The sequence below is a fragment of the Sphingopyxis sp. genome (assembly GCF_036675685.1).
In the GTDB taxonomy this organism is placed as follows: domain Bacteria; phylum Pseudomonadota; class Alphaproteobacteria; order Sphingomonadales; family Sphingomonadaceae; genus Sphingopyxis.
On the sequence record NZ_JAKFEM010000016.1, the window covers coordinates 85052 to 103334 of the forward strand.

26 protein-coding genes are annotated in these 18283 nt (G+C 64.2%); 11 read left to right on the top strand and 15 right to left on the bottom strand.

Annotated elements, in window-relative coordinates:
- The first annotated feature begins 33 nt into the window (after positions 1-33).
- The 4 genes from fdxA (at position 34) to V6M50_RS07360 (ending at position 5574) form a co-directional block, all read left to right on the top strand.
- Positions 34-372: a ferredoxin FdxA gene (gene fdxA / locus V6M50_RS07345; protein ID WP_332817898.1), complete on the top strand. Its 339-nt coding sequence runs from the start codon at positions 34-36 to the stop codon at positions 370-372.
- A gap of 137 nt (positions 373-509) precedes the next feature.
- Positions 510-1160: an ATP-dependent Clp endopeptidase proteolytic subunit ClpP gene (gene clpP / locus V6M50_RS07350; protein WP_332817899.1), complete on the top strand. Its 651-nt coding sequence runs from the start codon at positions 510-512 to the stop codon at positions 1158-1160.
- A gap of 259 nt (positions 1161-1419) precedes the next feature.
- The gene (gene clpX / locus V6M50_RS07355) at positions 1420-2688 is read left to right on the top strand and encodes an ATP-dependent Clp protease ATP-binding subunit ClpX (RefSeq protein ID WP_332817900.1); all 1269 of its coding nucleotides are present in this window, start codon (positions 1420-1422) and stop codon (positions 2686-2688) included.
- Between the two features lie 270 nt (positions 2689-2958).
- Positions 2959-5574 (top strand): TonB-dependent receptor, encoded by a 2616-nt coding sequence (locus tag V6M50_RS07360; RefSeq protein WP_332817901.1) that lies wholly within the window; start codon positions 2959-2961, stop codon positions 5572-5574.
- A gap of 87 nt (positions 5575-5661) precedes the next feature.
- Here V6M50_RS07360 and V6M50_RS07365 read toward each other — a convergent pair whose 3' ends face one another.
- The 11 genes from V6M50_RS07365 to V6M50_RS07415 all read right to left on the bottom strand — a co-directional run bounded on the left by V6M50_RS07365 (position 5662) and on the right by V6M50_RS07415 (position 9565).
- A complete protein-coding gene (locus V6M50_RS07365) occupies positions 5662-6072 on the bottom strand; it encodes a SufE family protein (protein WP_332817902.1) in 411 nt (136 codons plus the stop codon).
- Positions 6073-6141: 69 nt separating this feature from the next.
- Positions 6142-6393: a hypothetical protein gene (locus tag V6M50_RS07370; RefSeq protein ID WP_332817903.1), complete on the bottom strand. Its 252-nt coding sequence runs from the start codon at positions 6391-6393 to the stop codon at positions 6142-6144.
- A 26-nt stretch (positions 6394-6419) separates the two neighbouring features.
- Positions 6420-6683 (bottom strand): hypothetical protein, encoded by a 264-nt coding sequence (locus tag V6M50_RS07375; RefSeq protein ID WP_332817904.1) that lies wholly within the window; start codon positions 6681-6683, stop codon positions 6420-6422.
- 28 nt (positions 6684-6711) lie between these two features.
- Positions 6712-6960: a hypothetical protein gene (locus V6M50_RS07380; protein ID WP_332817905.1), complete on the bottom strand. Its 249-nt coding sequence runs from the start codon at positions 6958-6960 to the stop codon at positions 6712-6714.
- Between the two features lie 25 nt (positions 6961-6985).
- Complete coding sequence (locus tag V6M50_RS07385; RefSeq protein ID WP_443030494.1) at positions 6986-7258, bottom strand: hypothetical protein; 273 nt, start codon at positions 7256-7258, stop codon at positions 6986-6988.
- A gap of 11 nt (positions 7259-7269) precedes the next feature.
- Positions 7270-7590 carry a hypothetical protein gene (locus V6M50_RS07390; protein WP_332817906.1) on the bottom strand — a complete coding sequence of 107 codons (321 nt, stop codon included), beginning with the start codon at positions 7588-7590 and terminating at the stop codon, positions 7270-7272.
- A 13-nt stretch (positions 7591-7603) separates the two neighbouring features.
- Positions 7604-7903, bottom strand: coding sequence for a hypothetical protein (locus tag V6M50_RS07395; RefSeq protein ID WP_332817907.1), 300 nt, complete (start codon positions 7901-7903; stop codon positions 7604-7606).
- A gap of 41 nt (positions 7904-7944) precedes the next feature.
- Complete coding sequence (pspC, locus tag V6M50_RS07400; protein ID WP_332817908.1) at positions 7945-8325, bottom strand: envelope stress response membrane protein PspC; 381 nt, start codon at positions 8323-8325, stop codon at positions 7945-7947.
- Between the two features lies 1 nt (position 8326).
- Complete coding sequence (gene pspB / locus V6M50_RS07405; RefSeq protein WP_332817909.1) at positions 8327-8602, bottom strand: envelope stress response membrane protein PspB; 276 nt, start codon at positions 8600-8602, stop codon at positions 8327-8329.
- A 12-nt stretch (positions 8603-8614) separates the two neighbouring features.
- Positions 8615-9277, bottom strand: a complete 663-nt coding sequence (gene pspA / locus V6M50_RS07410; RefSeq protein ID WP_332817910.1) for a phage shock protein PspA — start codon at positions 9275-9277, stop codon at positions 8615-8617.
- A gap of 117 nt (positions 9278-9394) precedes the next feature.
- Positions 9395-9565 carry a hypothetical protein gene (locus V6M50_RS07415; RefSeq protein WP_332817911.1) on the bottom strand — a complete coding sequence of 57 codons (171 nt, stop codon included), beginning with the start codon at positions 9563-9565 and terminating at the stop codon, positions 9395-9397.
- 178 nt (positions 9566-9743) lie between these two features.
- On the opposite strand from V6M50_RS07415, the gene pspF reads away from it, so the two are divergent.
- Complete coding sequence (pspF, locus tag V6M50_RS07420) at positions 9744-10769, top strand: phage shock protein operon transcriptional activator (protein ID WP_332817912.1); 1026 nt, start codon at positions 9744-9746, stop codon at positions 10767-10769.
- A 126-nt stretch (positions 10770-10895) separates the two neighbouring features.
- On the opposite strand, the gene V6M50_RS07425 is transcribed toward pspF, so the two are convergent.
- Positions 10896-11414 carry a hypothetical protein gene (locus tag V6M50_RS07425; RefSeq protein WP_332817913.1) on the bottom strand — a complete coding sequence of 173 codons (519 nt, stop codon included), beginning with the start codon at positions 11412-11414 and terminating at the stop codon, positions 10896-10898.
- Between the two features lie 229 nt (positions 11415-11643).
- Between V6M50_RS07425 and rplU the strand changes: the two genes are divergently transcribed.
- The 3 genes from rplU (at position 11644) to V6M50_RS07440 (ending at position 13294) form a co-directional block, all read left to right on the top strand.
- The gene (gene rplU / locus V6M50_RS07430) at positions 11644-12141 is read left to right on the top strand and encodes a 50S ribosomal protein L21 (RefSeq protein WP_332817914.1); all 498 of its coding nucleotides are present in this window, start codon (positions 11644-11646) and stop codon (positions 12139-12141) included.
- Between the two features lie 48 nt (positions 12142-12189).
- Positions 12190-12459, top strand: a complete 270-nt coding sequence (gene rpmA, locus V6M50_RS07435; protein ID WP_332817915.1) for a 50S ribosomal protein L27 — start codon at positions 12190-12192, stop codon at positions 12457-12459.
- Positions 12460-12697: 238 nt separating this feature from the next.
- Positions 12698-13294: a GNAT family N-acetyltransferase gene (locus tag V6M50_RS07440; RefSeq protein ID WP_332817916.1), complete on the top strand. Its 597-nt coding sequence runs from the start codon at positions 12698-12700 to the stop codon at positions 13292-13294.
- Here V6M50_RS07440 and V6M50_RS07445 read toward each other — a convergent pair.
- Together V6M50_RS07445 and V6M50_RS07450 are read right to left on the bottom strand one after the other, a co-directional pair.
- On the bottom strand, positions 13279-13665 hold the full coding sequence (locus tag V6M50_RS07445; RefSeq protein ID WP_332817917.1) for a DUF4345 domain-containing protein: 387 nt from the start codon (positions 13663-13665) through the stop codon (positions 13279-13281). The two genes, V6M50_RS07440 and V6M50_RS07445, sit on opposite strands and share 16 nt — an antisense overlap.
- A 3-nt stretch (positions 13666-13668) precedes the next feature.
- The gene (locus V6M50_RS07450; protein ID WP_332817918.1) at positions 13669-14307 is read right to left on the bottom strand and encodes a DUF937 domain-containing protein; all 639 of its coding nucleotides are present in this window, start codon (positions 14305-14307) and stop codon (positions 13669-13671) included.
- A gap of 178 nt (positions 14308-14485) precedes the next feature.
- Between V6M50_RS07450 and V6M50_RS07455 the strand changes: the two genes are divergently transcribed.
- From V6M50_RS07455 to V6M50_RS07465, 3 genes are all read left to right on the top strand, one after another.
- Positions 14486-14899, top strand: coding sequence for a DUF3597 domain-containing protein (locus V6M50_RS07455; RefSeq protein ID WP_332817919.1), 414 nt, complete (start codon positions 14486-14488; stop codon positions 14897-14899).
- 148 nt (positions 14900-15047) lie between these two features.
- Complete coding sequence (locus tag V6M50_RS07460) at positions 15048-16880, top strand: DUF885 domain-containing protein (RefSeq protein WP_443030495.1); 1833 nt, start codon at positions 15048-15050, stop codon at positions 16878-16880.
- Positions 16880-17815: a DUF2268 domain-containing putative Zn-dependent protease gene (locus tag V6M50_RS07465; RefSeq protein ID WP_332817921.1), complete on the top strand. Its 936-nt coding sequence runs from the start codon at positions 16880-16882 to the stop codon at positions 17813-17815. The genes V6M50_RS07460 and V6M50_RS07465 overlap by 1 nt, the downstream gene beginning before the upstream one ends.
- On the opposite strand, the gene V6M50_RS07470 is transcribed toward V6M50_RS07465, so the two are convergent.
- Positions 17812-18261: a hypothetical protein gene (locus V6M50_RS07470; RefSeq protein WP_332817922.1), complete on the bottom strand. Its 450-nt coding sequence runs from the start codon at positions 18259-18261 to the stop codon at positions 17812-17814. The genes V6M50_RS07465 and V6M50_RS07470 overlap by 4 nt on opposite strands.
- Positions 18262-18283: the final 22 nt, after the last annotated feature.

The window sequence follows — 18283 nt, forward strand, 5'->3', positions numbered from 1 at the left end:
CCCGAATGCCGTCACCTGAGGGAGCCTGAACCCATGACCTATGTCGTCACCGATGCCTGCGTCCGGTGCAAATATATGGACTGTGTCGAGGTGTGCCCCGTCGACTGTTTCTATGAAGGCGAGAATATGCTCGTCATCAATCCGAACGAATGTATCGACTGCGGCGTGTGCGAACCCGAATGCCCCGCCGAGGCGATCCTGCCCGACACCGAGAGCGGCCTCGAAAAATGGCTGGAAGTGAACACGAAGTTCAGCGCCGAATGGCCGAACATCACGGTCAAGAAGGAAAGCCCCGCCGACGCCGACGAATATAAGGGCGTCGAGGGCAAGTTCGAAACGCTCTTCTCGCCCGAACCGGGCCAAGGCGATTGATGCAAAACGGGGCGGGACTTTCCCGCCCCTTCTTTTTGCCCCCTTGAAACCGTCTCGTTCGGCGCCGATGTAGCATGACGGAGGGGCCAGCCCGCCGGTTCTCGGCGCGGCGCTCCATAACGAAGGACGAATACCCGATGATCGATCCGCTGAGCGCACTGGTGCCCGTAGTCGTCGAACAGACGAGCCGCGGCGAACGCAGCTTTGACATTTTCTCGCGCCTGCTGCGCGAACGGATCGTCTTCGTCACCGGCGAGGTCGAGGATCAGATGGCCTCGCTGATCGTCGCCCAGCTTCTGTTCCTCGAATCGGAAAATCCGAAAAAGGACATCTACATGTACATCAACTCGCCGGGCGGCGTCGTCACGGCGGGCATGGCGATCCACGACACGATGCAGTACATCCGCCCGCGCGTCGGCACGGTGTGCATCGGCCAGGCGGCATCGATGGGCAGCTTCCTGCTCGCCGCGGGCGAACCCGGCATGCGCGTCGCGCTGTCGAACGCGCGCGTGATGGTGCACCAGCCGTCGGGCGGTGCGCGCGGCATGGCGTCGGACATCGAAATCCAGGCGCGCGAGATCCTGCGCATCCGCAAGCGGATGAACGACCTGTACGTGAAATACACCGGCAAGTCGTTGAAAGAGATCGAAAAGGCGATGGATCGCGACACGTTCCTCGAGGCCGACGAAGCCAAGGAATTCGGCATCGTCGACCAGGTGTTCGACCGTCGCCCCGGCGCGCTCGACCCCGACGCGCCGAAGGACATCAGCGAAGGCCCGACGCCCTGATTCGAGCGGCGTGTTTCCTCCATCGTCACTCCGGACTTGATCCGGGGTCCATTTGCGCGGACGGGATCATGGATGCCGGATCAAGTCCGGCATGACGAAGAAGTCACACCCCGGTAACCGCGTTTCTTGACACCCGCTTCGCCGTCTGGCGCTACGCGGGACATTGTACCCGTGTCACCCAATTGCCATATTGTAATTGGGTGACCGCGGGCTAGGATAAGGACGGCGGTGCCCTTTTGGCGCTGCCAGAGGAAGTTTTATGACGAAATTGAGCGGCTCGGACAGCAAGAGCACCCTTTACTGCTCCTTCTGCGGCAAGTCGCAGCACGAAGTCCGCAAGCTGATTGCCGGGCCGACCGTGTTCATCTGCGACGAGTGCGTCGAACTCTGCAACGACATCATCCGCGAAGAGATCAAGGGCGGCATCGCCGCGCGCAAGGATGGTGCGGTGCCGACGCCGCTGGAAATCTGCCAGCATCTCGACGCCTATGTCATCGGCCAGAACACCGCCAAGCGCGTGCTGTCGGTCGCGGTGCACAATCACTACAAGCGCCTCGCGAACAGCGGCCGCGGCGACGATGTCGAACTGGCAAAGTCGAACATCCTGCTCGTCGGCCCGACCGGCAGCGGCAAGACCTTGCTCGCACAGACGCTCGCGCGCTTCCTCGACGTGCCCTTCACCATGGCCGACGCGACGACGCTGACCGAGGCCGGCTATGTCGGCGAGGATGTCGAGAACATCATTTTGAAGCTGCTGCAAGCCAGCGACTATAATGTCGAAAAGGCGCAGCGCGGCATCGTCTATATTGACGAGATCGACAAGATCAGCCGCAAGGCCGAGAATCCGTCGATCACCCGCGACGTGTCGGGCGAAGGCGTGCAGCAGGCGCTGCTCAAGCTGATGGAAGGCACGACCGCGAGCGTTCCGCCGCAGGGCGGGCGCAAGCATCCGCAGCAGGAATTCCTGCAGGTCGACACGACGAACATCCTGTTCATCGCGGGCGGCGCGTTCAGCGGCCTCGAAAAGATCATCGGCGACCGCCTGCAGGGCAAGTCGATCGGCTTTGGCGCGCATGTCGCCGGCCCCGACGAACGCCGCATGGGCGAAGTGCTGAAAAGTATCGAGCCCGAGGATCTGCTGAAATTCGGCCTGATCCCCGAATTCGTCGGTCGCCTGCCGGTGATCGCGACGCTCGAGGATCTCGACATCGACGCGCTGGTCAAGATTTTGGGCGAGCCCAAGAACGCGCTGGTCAAACAATATCGCAAACTGTTCGATCTCGAAGAGGTCGTGCTGACCTTCACCGACGATGCGCTGGTCGCGGTCGCGAAAAAGGCGATCGAACGCAAGACCGGCGCGCGCGGGCTGCGCTCGATCGTCGAGGCGATCCTGCTCGACACGATGTTCGACCTCCCCGACCTCACCGACGTGGTCGAGATCGTCGTCGACAAGGATGTCGTCGAGGGCCGCAAGGACCCGGTGCGCGTCTATGCAGACAAGGCGAAAGAGGCCGGCGACGCGGCTTGAGTCGCAATGAGGGCGCTCTTCGGGGCGCCTTTTATGTTGCATTGCAGCAACAGTTGCCCGAAAAAACGCACCCGCACCTGTGGATAAATTCGGGCGCGTTACGGAAATTGGCGCTTTTTTAATCCCCATCTGAGCGCCGGGCCGGTCGCGGCTTGCACTGTCACAATTGCTGTCACAATCGTGCCACATGCGGGCTTCAGGGGCGCTCGCAGGTCAAGCGCGCCCCGATGTGTCGCGCCGCCGAACGCACCACCAAGGGGAACTCCTGAAATGAAATTCCGTCACACGCTTGCCGCCAGCTGCGCGCTGATTCCGGTCGCGCTGCTTTCCACGCCCGCCTTCGCCCAGTCGACCGGCTCGCAGGATTTTGAAGACGAAATCGTCGTTACCGGCGTTTCGGCAACCGACGTCGCCGGCATCGCCTCGCCCGACACGTCGAAGGCGAAATCGGTCCTCGGTCAGGAAGTGATCGCGCGCCAGAACCCCGGCCAGACGATCCTCGACACGATCAACCTGATCCCGGGCGTCAACTTCACCAACAACGACGCCTATGGCTCGGCGGGTGGTCAGCTGACGATCCGCGGCTTCTCGGCCGACCGCATCAGCCTGACCTTCGACGGCGTTCCGCTCAACGACTCGGGTAACTATGCGATTTATTCGAACCAGCAGCTCGACCCCGAGCTGATCGAGCAGGTCAACGTCAACCTCGGCTCGACCGACGTCGACAGCCCGACCGCCGCCGCGACGGGTTCGACCGTCAACTATCGCACGATGGTCCCGACCGAAGAGTTCGGCGTCAAGCTTTCGGGTTCGGCGGGTGAATATGAGTTCATGCGTATCTTCGGCCTGGTGAACACCGGCGAATTCACGCCGTTCGGCACCCGCGCCTTCCTCTCGGCCTCGACCGCGTCGAACAACAACCCGTACAACAACTACGGCCGCCTCCGGAAAAAGCAGTTCAACGCCCGCATTTGGCAGCCGATCGGCGACAATGGCGACTTCGTCTCGGTCGCCGGCCACTACAACGTCAATCGCAACAACTTCTTCGGTTCGGTGCCGCTGCGTCTCGACGCGAACCGCGTGGTCGGTTCGGGCTCGGGCAACCGCTTCCCGATCACCAAGGACGAGCGCGAATATGACATCGCCTATCCCTGCCAGATCAACACCGCATCGGGTCCGGGCGCACAGGCGCCTAACGCTTGCGGTACTGAATTCGACCGCCGTTATAACCCGTCGAACACGGGCAATATTCGCGGTGCATCAAAGTTCACGCTGACCGAAGGCGTCGTCCTGACGATCGACCCGAGCTACCAATATGTGAAGGCGAATGGCGGCGGCACGACCACCGGCAACGAAGGCTTCCGCGACATCAATCCGGGTGCCGGCGTCACCAACTCGACCGGCTATCTTGCCGGCCAGCCCTATTTCGGGCGTGACCTCAACGGCGATGGTGACATTCTCGATCGCGTCACCGTTGTGGCGCCCAGCCAGACGCAGACCCATCGCTACGGCGTGATTGCCAACCTGCGCTGGGACATCAACGAGAACCACACTGTCCGCGCCGGCTTCACTTACGACCGCGCGCGTCACCGCCAGACCGGCGAAGTCGGCTTCGTACAGCTCAACGGCGAGCCGTTCAGTGTGTTCCCGGTCACCGACAACCCGCTGGCCGATGCCACCGGCGTGGTCCTGCAGAAGCGCGACCGTCTGTCCTACGCGATCCTGACCCAGGTTTCGGGCGAATATCGCGGCGAATGGGCTGACGGCCGCCTGATCACGACGGTGGGCATCCGCGCGCCCTTCTTCAAGCGCGACCTGAACAATAATTGCTTCACGTCGAGCGACACGGGTTTCGTCGAATGCTTCGGCAGCGCCACCGATCCGCGCAATGCGATCTACGCCGGGCTCAACCCGACGGTCCAGGGTCCGCAGCAGCGCGTGCTGAAGTATGACGACATCCTTCCGAACGTCGGGCTGCTGTTCAAGCCGAACAGCCAGATGTCGGTGTTTGCCAACTATTCGAAGGGTCTGCAGGTCCCCGGCACCGACGCGCTTTACAACGCGTTCTTCTTCGCCCCGACGACGGCTTCGGCTCGTCCGGAACCCGAAACGTCGGACAACTTCGACCTCGGCGTCCGTTACCGCACGAGCAAGATTCAGGCTCAGATTTCGGGCTGGTTCACGAAATATGACAACCGTCTGGCGTCGGCGTTCGATCCCGAAACCGATCGCAACCTGTATCGCAACCTTGGCCGCGTCGACAAATATGGCATCGACGGCAGCATCGCGTACCAGCCGGTTCCCGAACTTGCGCTCTATGTGTTTGGTTCGTGGATGAAGTCGAAGATCAAGGACAATGTGCAGTCGGGCGAATGCACCGCGGCGCAGGTCGCCGGCGGCATTGCGGGTTGCACCGCGGTCGGTCAGCCGATCTTCGTAGCGACCGCCGGCAACCGCGAATCGGGCGCTCCCGAATACAGCTTCGGCGGCACGGTCCGCGGCACGCTGGGTCCGGTCGAACTGGGTATCACCGGCAAACGCACGGGTGGCCGTTTCATCTATGACACCAACCTGCCGGTCTATGCCCAGACGCTGCCCGCCCCTGCCGCGCCGACTGTTGTCTATCCGGCGAAGACCAACGCCTATTGGCTGGTCAATCTGGATGCGCGCCTCAGCCTCGAATGGGCCGGTCTGAACGACCAGACCTTCTTGCAGCTCAACGTCTACAACCTGTTCGACTCGCTCTATGTCGGTAACTACACCGCCGGTCTGAACCAGGGTGGCGTGCTCGGCCCGAACGTGTTCACCGGCACTCCGTCGGCGGTTCCGAATGCCCAGATCGGCGCCCCGCGCACGATCAGCGCGACGCTGACCGTCGGCTTCTAAGCCAAACGGACAGACAGAAAACAGGGCGCGGGAGGGAACTCCCGCGCCCTTTTTCTTTGCCTTGAGGAGAAAGCTTACAGCGGCGGGTCAGCCCGCGGCGATGCGGCGCGCGGTGTCCTTGACCAGCGCGATCATGTTGGGGACGCCCTGCGTGCGGTTCGACGACAGCTGGCGCGTGAGGTCGAAGGGCGCGAGCGCCGCCGCGACGTCCATGCCGGCGACCTCGGCCGCGGGCTTGTCCTGCACCGCGGACAGGACCAGCGCGACGATGCCCTTGGTGATCGCGGCATTGCTGTCGGCAAGGAAATGGAGCCGGCCGTCTTCGCACGGCACCGGATAGACCCAGACGCTCGCCGAGCAGCCGCGCACCAGCGTCGCATCGGTCTTGAGCGCACCCGGCATCGGCTCGAGTTCGCGGCCAAGCTCGATCAGCAGGCGGTAACGGTCATCGCCGTCGAGAAAGTCATATTCGTCGAAAATGTCGGTCAAGCTGCGCATGGCGGCGGCACTGGCAGATTTTGCGGGTCGTTGGAAGGGAGACCGTCGCCCCTGCGAAGGGCGACGGCTTCAGAGATCGACCCCCGCGGCGATGGCTTCGAGCTTGCGGAGCCGTTCCTTGAGGTCGGCGATCTCGATCCGCGACCCGGCGTGCGGGACGGCGGGATCATGCGCGATGTGCCCCGCGGCCAGCTCTTCGCGCTTCAGCTGGATCCAGTCGCGCCAGCCGCGGAGCGCCGCGAGGCTCATGATCGTCAGCGCGGTCAGCGCAACCGCTGCGGTAACCAGGTTGGTGGCAAGATCAGAAGTGATGGTGGCCATGTCTCGGCTCCTTCTTCGTCACGGTCTTAAGGGAGGGACCGGTCGCGCAGCTTCTCGATTTCCTCGTCGAGGCTGACGGCACGGTTGTGGTCGGTGGCGATGCGTTCGAGCACCTGGATGCGGTCCTTCAGCGCGCGGATTTCGGCCTGCAGCGCTTTCGTCTCGCCATTGTCCTGCGCGACGAAATAGTCGCCGCCCTTGTGATCGCGGCGGATGCCGTGCTTGGCGCGGATAATGCTGCCAATCGTCACGATCAGGACGATGCCGACAACCATTTCAAACGGGCCCATGGGGAAGATCCTTTCCGTATGTCTTGTTTTAGTTGAGCGGCGCGTCGCGCAGCTTTTCGATTTCGTCGGCGACATCGACCCCGCGGTCGGTGGCGATCCGTTCGAGAACGCGGACGCGAGCTTCGAGTCGTTCGGTGTGTGCGGCGTATTGGGCGGCTTTCTCAGCGGTCATTTCCGACTGCTTCTCGATCATCTTTTCCTGGTGCTTCGACCAGATGATGAAGGCGGCCAGGATGAAGGGAGCCAGCGGGATCAGGATCCAGATTTCGTCACCCATCGAACATCTCCTTCAGTCGTGCGTTTCAGTTGAGCGGCGCGTCGCGCAGCTTTTCGATTTCGTCGGCGACTTCGATGCCGCGGTCGGTCACGATGCGTTCGAGAACACGGACGCGGGCCTCCAGCCGTTCGGTGTGCGCCGCATATTGTGCGGCCTTTTCGGCGGTTTCGTTCGACAGCAGCGTCATCTGCTTTTCCTTGAACTTCAGGTGGCGCTTATACATGTCGCCGCCGATGCCGAGGATCACGGGGATGCCCACAACGATGAAGAAAAAGCCGAGCACGAAATAGCCGTTCACCGCCTGTCTCCTCAGTTCGCCGGGCGCCGCAGCGCCTCGATCTCGTGGCTCAGCCGGCCGGCTTCGTCGGTGACGATGCGCTCGACCACCGCGAGGCGATCCTTCGCCGAACCGAGTTCGGCGCGCAGCTGGGCGTTTTCCTGGCTGATCAGCTTGACGCGTTCCATCGCCTCGTCGCTGGTCTTCGGATAGACCGCCTGGCCCCACGCGCCGTCGAGCGGATAGCCGTTCTTGACGCGCAGCCAGGTGGTGAAAACCCAGGCCCCAATCGCCAGAATTGCGATGATGACGGCCGCGGGCGAGAGCGAGCTGATGATGTCGGTGGCGTTCATTGTCTTTTCCCTCTCAGCGCAGACGGTCGATCTGGTCGGCGAGCTGCGCCGCCTGACCGTTGGTGTCAGTAGCGATGCGCTCGAGTACCGAAATCCGATCCTCCAGCCGGCTGATTTTGTCGGCGAGCTTGGCATTGTCGTCGGTCAGCAGCGCGATTTTTCGATCAGCGTCGGGGTCGGCTCGATGAACTGTACCGCCCCATTCATTTTCAACCGGGTAGCCGTGCTTGGCACGGATCCAGGTGGTGAACATCCAGCCGCCGATCGACAGTGCGATGATGGCAAGGACGAAAGTGGTGCCACCGAAATTCATATATCGTCTCCCTGTTGCTTCCAGCCCGCTCGGCGCCCGAATTACCGGAGCGCGTCGATCTCGTCGGCGAGGCGGCGGTTGTGGCTGGTGTAATATTGTTCGATGTCGGCAAGCCGGCGGTCGATGTCGCGGAAGCGCGACTTGATGTCGCGGGTCGAAGCGGTCGGGTTGCTGCGCACGCCCTGCCAGAACTTCGCTTCCTCGTTCGATCCATAGAGCGCGAACGGCTTGGGCGTGCCCATCCAGGCGACCATCCAGTACGCGATCAGCGTCCAGGGGAAGCCCCCCATCAAGGTCAGGAGGACCGCGCCGACGCGAACCCAGAGGACGTCGATCCCGCTATAGTCCGCGATCCCGGCGCACACGCCGCTCCATTTGGCGTTCTGCTTGTCGAGGTAGAATTTGGTGCGGCTGGCAGACATCTCAGTTCCTCCGGCTTGTGTTTTCGAGTTGCGCCAGGTCTTCATCGCTGCGTACCGCGGGGCGGAAGTCGGGATGGTCGGCGCTGATGATGCGTTCGACGGTGTGCAGGCGGCTTTCGAGCCTTCGTGCCGTATCGTAGAGTTCGTCGAGCAGCTGTTCGTCTTCTCCGGTCAGCGTCTTGGCCTGCTTCCACTTGGTGATGTAGTGGAGGATCAGCCAGGGCAGACCGAGGAAGAGTGTTCCGATGACGATCGGGACAATGATGACTTCTTCCATCGGTCCGGCTCCTTATTTCTTGGCCTGCGCGGCCTTCAGTGCGGCGAGCTCGTCGGCGACCTTGTCGGCGGCCTGCAGCTCGGCGATCTCTTCGTCGAGCGACTTTTTATAGCCGAGATTCAGCGCATCGGCACGGCCTTCGGCTTCGTCGACGCGGCGTTCGAGGATTTCGAAGCGCGAGAAGGCATCTTCGACGCGGTCGCCATTGGTCATTTCGCGCAGCTTGTAGCGGTTTTCAGCGCTTTCGAGGCGATTGACCGCGCTCGACTGGCGTGCCCGCGCTTCGCTGAGCTTCTTCTGCAGCTTGGCGATGTCGTCCTCATAGCCCTTGAGCGCGTCGTCGAGGACGGCGATCTCGGCCTTCAGGCGCGCGGCCATGTCGCCGGCCTTCTGCTTTTCGACAAGCGCGGCGGTGGCGAGGTCTTCGCGGTCCTTCGACAGCGCGAGTTCGGCCTTTTCCTTCCAGCTGTCCTGCAGGCTTTCGAGCTTGACGATGTGGCGGCGCATTTCCTTCTGGTCCGCGATGGTGCGGGCGGCGGAGGCGCGAACTTCGACGAGCGTTTCGTTCATCTCGAAGATGATCTGGCGGATCATCTTTTCGGGGTCTTCGGCCCGATCGAGCAGGTCGGTGACGTTGGCGGCGATGATGTCGCGGGTTCGTGAAAAAATACCCATTTTGAAACTCCTGTCGAAAATCTTGAGACCCAGTGTCTTTTTTAAAGGGTGTCTTTTTGAAGAAAGGCTGGTGCCGGGGCGGGGCAAGGGGGGAGAGTGCCCCGGCACCAGTGCCGGTCAGGCCAAAGGACTGACCGCCGGGGACATGACAGCGGCGACCAGCAGGCCGGCGGGGGTGCCGGTGATGCTGGCAGCGGCCTGCGGCTGGTCGATCACGCCGACGAGGATGGCCAGCGCTCCGGCCGTGCTGAGCACGAAAGTGGCGGCTTGGGCAAACATCGACTTCATGGGTCAACCTTCCTGTGGTTTTCGCTGCACCGGCACGATTTGCACCGGTTCGTCTGAAACAATGCAGAAGCCGTGCCAATTGCCCAAACGGGCGGTAAACCGCCAAACTTCCCATTGAAATCGCGGCTCACATCGATTTACCTTGCCAATCAGCGGGAAAATTTGCCAATGATTGGGAATGGAGCGCGAGACGCAATTCATCGGCCAATCGGCGACCTTCCAGGATGCGGTCGAACGCGCGAGCCTCGCGGCGTCGCTCGACCGCCCGGTGCTGGTGATCGGCGAGCGCGGCACCGGCAAGGAACTGATCGCCGAGCGCCTCCACCGCCTGTCGACGCGCTGGGACCGGCCTTATGTGATCATGAATTGCGCCGCGATGCCCGAGACTTTGATCGAGTCCGAACTCTTCGGACACGAGGCGGGCGCTTTTACCGGCGCGACGCGCACGCGCGCGGGGCGGTTCGAGGAGGCCGACGGCGGAACGCTGTTCCTCGACGAACTTGCGACGATGTCGATGGGCGCGCAGGAACGCCTGCTGCGCGCGGTCGAATATGGCGAGATCACCCGCGTCGGATCGTCGCGCCCGATCCGCGTCGACGTGCGCATCGTCGCGGCAACCAACGAGCATCTGCCCGCGCTGGTCGACGACAACCGGTTTCGGGCCGACCTGCTCGACCGCCTGTCGTTCGAGGTCATCACCCTGCCCCCCTTGCGCGCACGCGAAGGCGACATCGAGGTGCTTGCCACTTACTTTGGCCAGCGCATGGCCGCGGTGCTCGGCTGGGAGGAATGGCCGGGCTTCGGCCCACGCGCGCTCGCCGCGATGGAAGGGCACGACTGGCCCGGCAATGTCCGTGAACTCAGGAACGTCATCGAGCGCGCCATCTATCGCTGGGCCGACCCCGAAAAGCCCGTCGATGCGCTGAGCTTCGATCCCTTTGCGAGTCCCTGGCAGCCGGTGTCGCGCATGACCCCCGTAAGAGCAGATACGTCGGCACCGGCGAACGACGCAGCGCACGCGCCGGCGGCCGCGCCTTCAGGCCCGGTCAGCGACATGCGCGCCGCAGTGGACGCCTATGAGCGGCAGATCTTGTCCGATACGATGGCGCGCTGCCGCTTCAACCAGAAGGTCGCGGCCGAGGCGCTGGGGCTGAGTTACGATCAGATTCGTCACGCGCTGAAGAAGCACGGGCTGAATCAGTAGCGTCCGCTTGAATTTCAAAACCGTTCGCCCTGAGCTTGTCGAAGGGCTGCTCTTTTTTGCTATGCCGCTGAAAGAAAGAACGGTGCTTCGACAAGCTCAGCACAAACGGGTAAAAAAGCCTTCCGCCTATTGCCCCGGCAGCTGGCTGTTCAAAGCTTCGAGCACCGCATCCTGCGTCGACACCAAATCCGCGAGCCGGTCGCGCAGTGCATAGATGTCGGGCAGGCCGTCGATCGCTTCGTCGACGCTGCGCTCGATATAGAGGCGGTCAATATCGGCAAGCGCCCCGGTGAGCGGCGCGCGCGCGGCGGTCAGCCGCGAGATCGCCTGCTGCGCGACGACCCATCGCTCGCTGGCGACAGGCGCGCCCGCGGCAGCGGACACGACCGAGGCGGTCGAATCGCGTTCGGCGGCGAAGGCTTGCTGGCCGGCGGCACCATCCGACTCCCATCGCGCGAGCCGGCCGGCCAGATCGGCAGGCAGCGGCCCCGGCGGCGCGACGACGACCGTGGGCGGCGCAACATCGAATCGCCCCTCGACCGGCCGTTTGGCGAGCGAGGGTGCACCCGTGTTCTGCGCCCCGGCGCAGGCGACAAGCGACAACGAGGCGGCGAGGGCTAGTGACGGGATGAGGGTGCGCTTCATTGCCGCCTCTGATATGGGCGCGGGACCAAGGCAGCAAGTGCCGAATCGGCGCATCGCCTAGCCAATCGGCACCAACCCCGCTTTTCGAGCGAAAAGCACGGGATTTGGCGGTTGACAGCGCGGCCTCGGCTCGCTAGTGGCGCTGACTTTCCCGCATGCCGGAAAAATCGCCCGCTTCGGTGGGTGACTGGTGCGCGGGTGATTTAGTTTTTTGATTGGATGGAAGACCATGTTCGCAATCGTGCGCACGGGCGGCAAGCAGTATCGCGTCGCCGCTGGAGACAAGATCGCCGTTGAAAAGATCGACGGCGAAGCTGGCGACACCGTGTCGCTGGGCGACGTCCTGCTGGCCGGTGACGGCGGCGAAGTGAAGAGCGCCGATGGCCTCGTCGTTTCGGCCGAGATCATTGCCCAGACGCGCGGCGAAAAGGTCATCGTCTTCAAGAAGCGTCGCCGGCACAACTACCGTCGTCGCAACGGCCACCGTCAGTCGCTGACGCTGCTGCGCATCCTCGCCGTCGGCGAAGCCAAGAAGGCCGCGCCGAAGAAGGAAGCTGCTCCCAAGGCAGAGGCCGCTCCGGCTGTCGAAGCCAAGGCTGCACCCGCCAAGGAAGCTGCCAAGAAGGAAGCCGCGCCCAAGAAGGCCGCTGCTCCGAAGGCAGAAGCCGCCGAAGCGCCCGCAAAGAAGCCCGCTGCCAAGAAGGCAGCCCCCAAGAAGGAAGCCTGAGCGCGGCAACGCGGCTCGGCCCCTCGAACGAATTAAGGAGCATCAGTCATGGCACATAAAAAAGCAGGCGGTTCATCGCGCAACGGTCGCGACTCAGCCGGCCGTCGCCTTGGCGTGAAAAAGTTCGGCGGTCAGGAAGTGATCGGCGGCAACATTATCGTGCGCCAGCGCGGCACCAAGGTGTACCCGGGCGTCAACGTCGGCATGGGCAAGGACCACACGCTCTTCGCCACCGCCGAAGGCCGCGTCCGATTCCACGATGGCAAGCTTGGCCGCAAATTTGTGTCGGTCGACGCCATGGCGGAAGCAGCCGAATAAAGGACGATCTGCACGGGTCGTCCATCAAGGGATGACCCGGAACGGTCCTTTCCGCCGCGGCGGAAACAAAGTTCGAAAAGAGGGAGACGGGTCACCCCCGGACTCCCTTTTTTCTTGCCTGTTATCCGCCCGTTGGCGGGCAGGCGTGAAAATCGGGCCATCCATCTCCCTCGCATCTCGACTGTCGTCAAAGCGTCACCATCTGGCGCCACGGCGACAGGCAATTGGGAGTGATAAGATGTTTGCGCGTACCGAAAGACTGTTGCTGCGGCCCGGCTGGCAGGAAGATGCCCCGGCGCTCGCGTATGCGATCGGCGAGGAAGCGGTGGTCCGCAACCTCTCGACGCCACCGTGGCCGTATCGCGAGGAGGACGCCCAGGTCTTCCTGAGCAAGCCGCTCGACCCGATGGAGCCCCGCTTCCTGATCTTCAGCCGCACCGGCGGCGCGCCACGCCTTGTCGGCGGCTGCGGTATTTCGCCGAGCCCCGACGGCGACCTCGAGCTCGGTTACTGGATCGCGCGTCCCTATTGGGGCCTGGGTTTCGCGACCGAGGCCGGGCGCCAGTTGATTCGCATCGCCCGCGCCATGAACCTGCCCAAGCTGACCGCTGGCCATTTTGTCGACAATCCGGCGTCGGGCGCGGTGCTGCGCAAGCTTGGCTTCCGCCCGACGGGGAAGATCACGCCGCGCTATAGCGCGGCGCGCGGCACCTCGGCTGCTTCGGTGCTGTTCCAAGAGGGCGAAGGTGACGGCAGCGATGCCGTCACCCCCATGCGAAGCCGCATCGGACTGGATGAAGACTTCCGTCAGGAACTGCGTCAGCTCGCGGCCTGAGCCCGGGCGCGGCGCAGCAGGATCCACAGGATCGGGGGCAGCAGCAGCTCGACTCCGCCCAGCACGATGAACAGCGTGTCCGGCGGGCCGACCGCGAGCGCCGAGACGATCCGCGCGATGCCGCCGAGAAAGAAGATAAGGAGCAGCGCGCCAAAGAGGTCGCGCCGCTGCTCCAGCGCGCGGCTGCACCAGATCATCGCGGCACCGAACCCCAGGAACAGCGTCGCGTAGAAGCGGTCCTCGCTGTCCATCGTCGCATTGACCGGCACCGATCCGGGGATCGCCACCGGTCCCAACGCGATATGCGCGAGCGCAATCACCATGCAGACCGCGCCGAACAGCGCAGCGAACAGCGAAAGCGCTCGCAGCATGGATCAGCCGCGCATCTTGTTCGCCATACCCATGATGTCGTCGAGCGGATTGCCGTCGCCATCGAGGTCGAGCATGTTGGCAAGGCCGCCCAGCCCGCCGCCGCCCGCCGCCGGGGCACCGCCGCCGCCGACCGCGCCGCCAAGCACATTGCCGAGCATCCCGCCAAGGCCGCCACCGCCGCCCGAGCCGCCGAGCGCGCCGCCGATCAGGTCGCCGAGTCCGCCGCCGCCGCCCGACTGGCCGCCCTGCTTCGCCATATAGCCCGCGGCCATCATCGCGAGCATCGGCAGCATCTGCTTGAGTATGCCCGAATCGAGCCCCGTCTGCGCGGCTGCCTGTCCGGCTACGGTGCGGCTGACGTCCTTCGATCCGAAAATCTGGCCGAGCACGTCATTGCCCTGTTCGACCGGCGTCGGCTGCGATCCGAGCACCGAATCGAGCAGGCCGCCGCCGCCGAGCTGCCCGAGCAGCCCGCCGAGGCCTTCGACTCCGCCGCTCGATTGGGCCTGTTTTTTGAAACCGCCGAGGATCGCGGGAAGCAGCGCATCGGCGCCTTGCTTTGCCATCGCGGGTGGAATGCCCAGCTCTTTTGCCATCGATTCGATGCCGCCGGCCTGCGCCAATATGTCGGTGAGATTCATTTTTTCATACTCCCGCTTCCACGCGGATCGAACCGCGCTGACAGGCATTAGTATAGCAGCGCGCGGGTGAAGGACGAGTCGGTCTTTTGACTGTCATTCTCAAAAGCATAGTCCTAGCCTGCGGCGATACGACTCACCCCTTCCCGGGATGAGCCGCGTTTCTAGTGGGAGCTACACAATGAGCATTTTCGGCAAGATCAAGGACGCCATTTTCGGCAAGAAGGCACAGGCCGCGGAGCCCGCGGCGGCAGCGCCGGTCAATCCCATTGGCTCCGCGCTCGATGCCGCGACAAGCGCCATGGCGGCGGCGCCCGCGGCACCGACCGCGATCAGCGACGTCGATGTCGAGGCGATCCTGACCGCGCAGGCGGCCAACGCCGGCCAGCCGCTCAACTGGCGCACGTCGATCGTCGACCTGATGAAGCTGGTGGGCATCGACCCCAGTCTCGACAACCGCAAGGAGCTGGCGCAGGAACTCGGCTATACCGGCGAGCTCAACGGCAGCGCCGACATGAACATCTGGCTGCACAAGGCGGTGATGCGCGAACTCGCCGCGAACGGCGGCACGGTGCCCGCCGACCTTACCGACTGACAAACAGCCGATAAATTTCGACAGGGGCCGGGCGAGCGAAGGCTTTCCCGGCCCCTTTTCGTTGACCGCCGCGCGGGTCTGCCTAGACAGGTTTCAGAAGAAACAAGTCGCAAGGGAGCCCCACGTGCACGACAGTCTTTCCGCCCCGATGAATCGCCGCCAGACGCTCGCCGGCCTGGGCGCGGGCGCCGCCGGCCTTGCGCTGCCGTTTGGCCCTGCGGCCGCCGAAACCGTCATGACAGGGAAACGCCCCGCCCCCGGCGAAACGCTGCTTTCATCGGTCGCCGATAATCTCCTCGCCCATTCGCCCGAGGGTGCGACCTCGCTGGGTATCGACACCGGCCAGCGCGCCGCGATGCGTGGGCGTCTCGGCGACCGGTCGGCGGCGGGGCAAAAGGCGCTCGCTGACACGCTGAAGGCCGATCTCGCGCGCGTCCGCGCCTTCGACAAGACGGGCCTCGATCATAAGACGCGCACCAGCCTCGCGGTCGTCGAGAGCGCGTACGGCGTCGCGCTCGACGGCTTTGCCCTGCCCTATGGCGACGTCGCGGTCGGCGGCTGGCGCAACACCCCTTATGTGGTGATCCAGAATGTCGGCGCCTATCTCGACGTGCCGAAATTCCTCGACAGCGACCATCCGGTGAAGAATGCCGCCGATGCCGAAGCCTATCTGTCGCGCCTCAACGCCTTTCCGGGCGCGCTCGACGGCGAGACCGAGCGGCTGAAGGCGGCGGGCGCGCAGGGTCTGATCGCCCCTGCCTTCCTGATCGACAAGGCGGTGAAGCAGATGGAGGCGAGCCTCGCCGACGCGCGCGAGGGCGGCGGGCTGGTCGAAAGCCTCGCCAAGCGGACACGCGAGGGCAAGATCGCGGGCAATTGGGGGCCGCGCGCCGAGACGATCACACGCGGCGCGGTCGTCCCCGCGCTCGAACGCCAGCTCGCCGAGCTGAAGGCGCAGCGGCCGAAAGCGACGATGGACGCCGGCATGTGGGCGCGTCCGCGTGGCGACGAATTTTACACCTGGGCGCTCCGCGCCTCGACGACCACGCGGATGACCCCCGACGAGGTCCACCAGATGGGCCGCGAAGAACTCGCCGAACTGCACGGGCGGATGGACCCGATCCTGAAGAAGCTGGGCTATACGCAGGGTTCGGTTGGCGACCGGATGAACGCGCTCGCCAAGGACCCGCGCTATAAATTCCCCGACAATGACGCCGGACGCGCCGAGATCACCTCCTATATCCAGACGTGGCTCGGCAAGATCCGCGCCCAGCTGCCGCGCGCCTTCCGCACGCTGGTGAAGGGCAATGTCGAGGTTAAGCGCCTGCCGCTCGCCGAAGAGCCCGGCGCGCCCGCGGCCTATGGCGGCGCGGGGTCGATCGACGGGAGCGTTCCGGGCAAATTCTGGATCAACCTGCGCACCACCGAGCTGCACAGCAAATATTCGCTTCCCGATCTGGCGATGCATGAGGCGATCCCGGGGCATGTCTGGCAGGGCGAATATGCGAACCAGATGCCGCTCATCCGCACGATGCTCGCATTCAACGCCTATTCGGAAGGCTGGGCGCTCTACGCCGAGCAGCTTGCCGACGAGCTGGGTCTCTACGATGATTTCGAGGTCGGGCGCCTCGGCTATCTCCAGTCGCTGGCGTTCCGCGCGTGCCGCCTCGTCGTCGACACCGGCCTTCATGCCAAGCGCTGGACGCGCGAGCAGGGGGTCGATTTCTTCGTCAAGGAAAACGGCTCGAACCCGCTCGAGGTCGCGAGCGAAGTCGACCGCTATTGCAGCTGGGCCGGACAGGCGTGCGGCTACAAGGTCGGGCACAGCGAGATCGTCCGACAGCGCGGGCTCGCACAGGCCGCGCTCGGCGCAAAATATGATTTGCGCGATTTCGACAATGTCGTCGTCGAGGGCGGCAACGTCCCGCTCGACGTGCTGGCGAAGAATGTCGACGCTTATGTCGCGGAGAAGAAGGGCTGATGCGCCGGGCGGCCGCAATTGCGATTCTGGCTGCCGCGCTCATCGCCGGCGCGCCGGGCCGCGCCTCCGACACTTCGCCTGCGGACAAGCCGCGCGTCGAAATCGTCACCTCGGACGTCGATCGCTTCTTCGCGCTCGCCGACGACCCGGCGCTCGCGGCCGCCCCCGATGCGCTGGCGGCGCGCTATCTCGCCGCGCCGTCACCGGGACTCGTCGAATTCATGGCGCTACGCCGCATCACGCCGGAGCGCCTCGCCAAAGCACTGCGCGACAAGCCCGACGTGTTTCGCGACGCGCGCCGCTGCGCAGGGCTGCTCGGCGATGTCCGCACCCGCCTCGTCGCCGCAACCGACCGGCTCGCGGAGATTTATCCCGCCGCACAATTCCCGCCGATCACCATCGCCATCGGCCGCGCATCGAGTGCGGGGGTCGGAAACAACAAGGGAGTCTATATCGGGCTCGAGCAATTGTGCATGGCGAAGTTCATCGAAGCCGATGACGAAGACCGCTTCGTCCACATCATCGCGCATGAATATGTCCATGTGCAGCAACCGCTGGCGCAGGTCGAGAGCGCGGACGACACCGTACTCCATGCCGCGGTCGTCGAGGGCGCGGCCGAATTTGTCACCGAACAGATGACGGGGTCGGTCGCCTATCCGCTGCTCCACCAATGGACCAGGGGGCGCGAGAAGGAACTCGAAACCGCGTTCGTCGCCGAGAAGGATGGCAAGGCTAACGGATCGCGCTGGCTCTACAACCAGCAGGGCAAGGACGGCTGGCCGGGCGACCTCGGCTATTGGGTCGGCTACCGCATCGCAAAAGCCCATTACAATCGCGCGCCCGACAAGGCGGCGGCGATCAAGGCGATCATCGAGATGCGCGACCCCACCGCCTTCCTCGCGGAAAGCGGCTGGTCGCCGGGGATCAAGCTCTAGGCCGGCAGCGGCGCGAGATCGGGCTCGACGAACCCGCGCCGCGCCGCGACCGAGAAGAGCAGATCGCGGCTGTAGAAACGCAGCGGCCAGTCGCGGCGGCCCATGTCGGACAGCAGCAGCGCGTTGACGCGCTCCATAAGTCCGGTGCCGGCGGTCTCGCGCAAAAACAGGCGCACGCCCGCGACATAGGCGCGGGTGATGCTGTCGTGATAGCCGCCATGGTCGTCGTTTACGCCGCCGACGCTTTCGTTGAAACGGCAGATCAGTCCCGCGATTTCGGCGTCGATGTCGATGTCGGGACGCTCGGTGAGCAGCCACAGGCAGGCGCCCAGATGCGCCTCGTGCGTCCACGCCTCGCGCGACAAAGCGCAGGCGAGCAAGCCTTCGCCAAGCGCGCGGATTTCGGAATCGCGCTCGAACAGGCGCGGTTTATATTCGGTGGTCATCTTTCCGGTCCTTCCGGGTGAT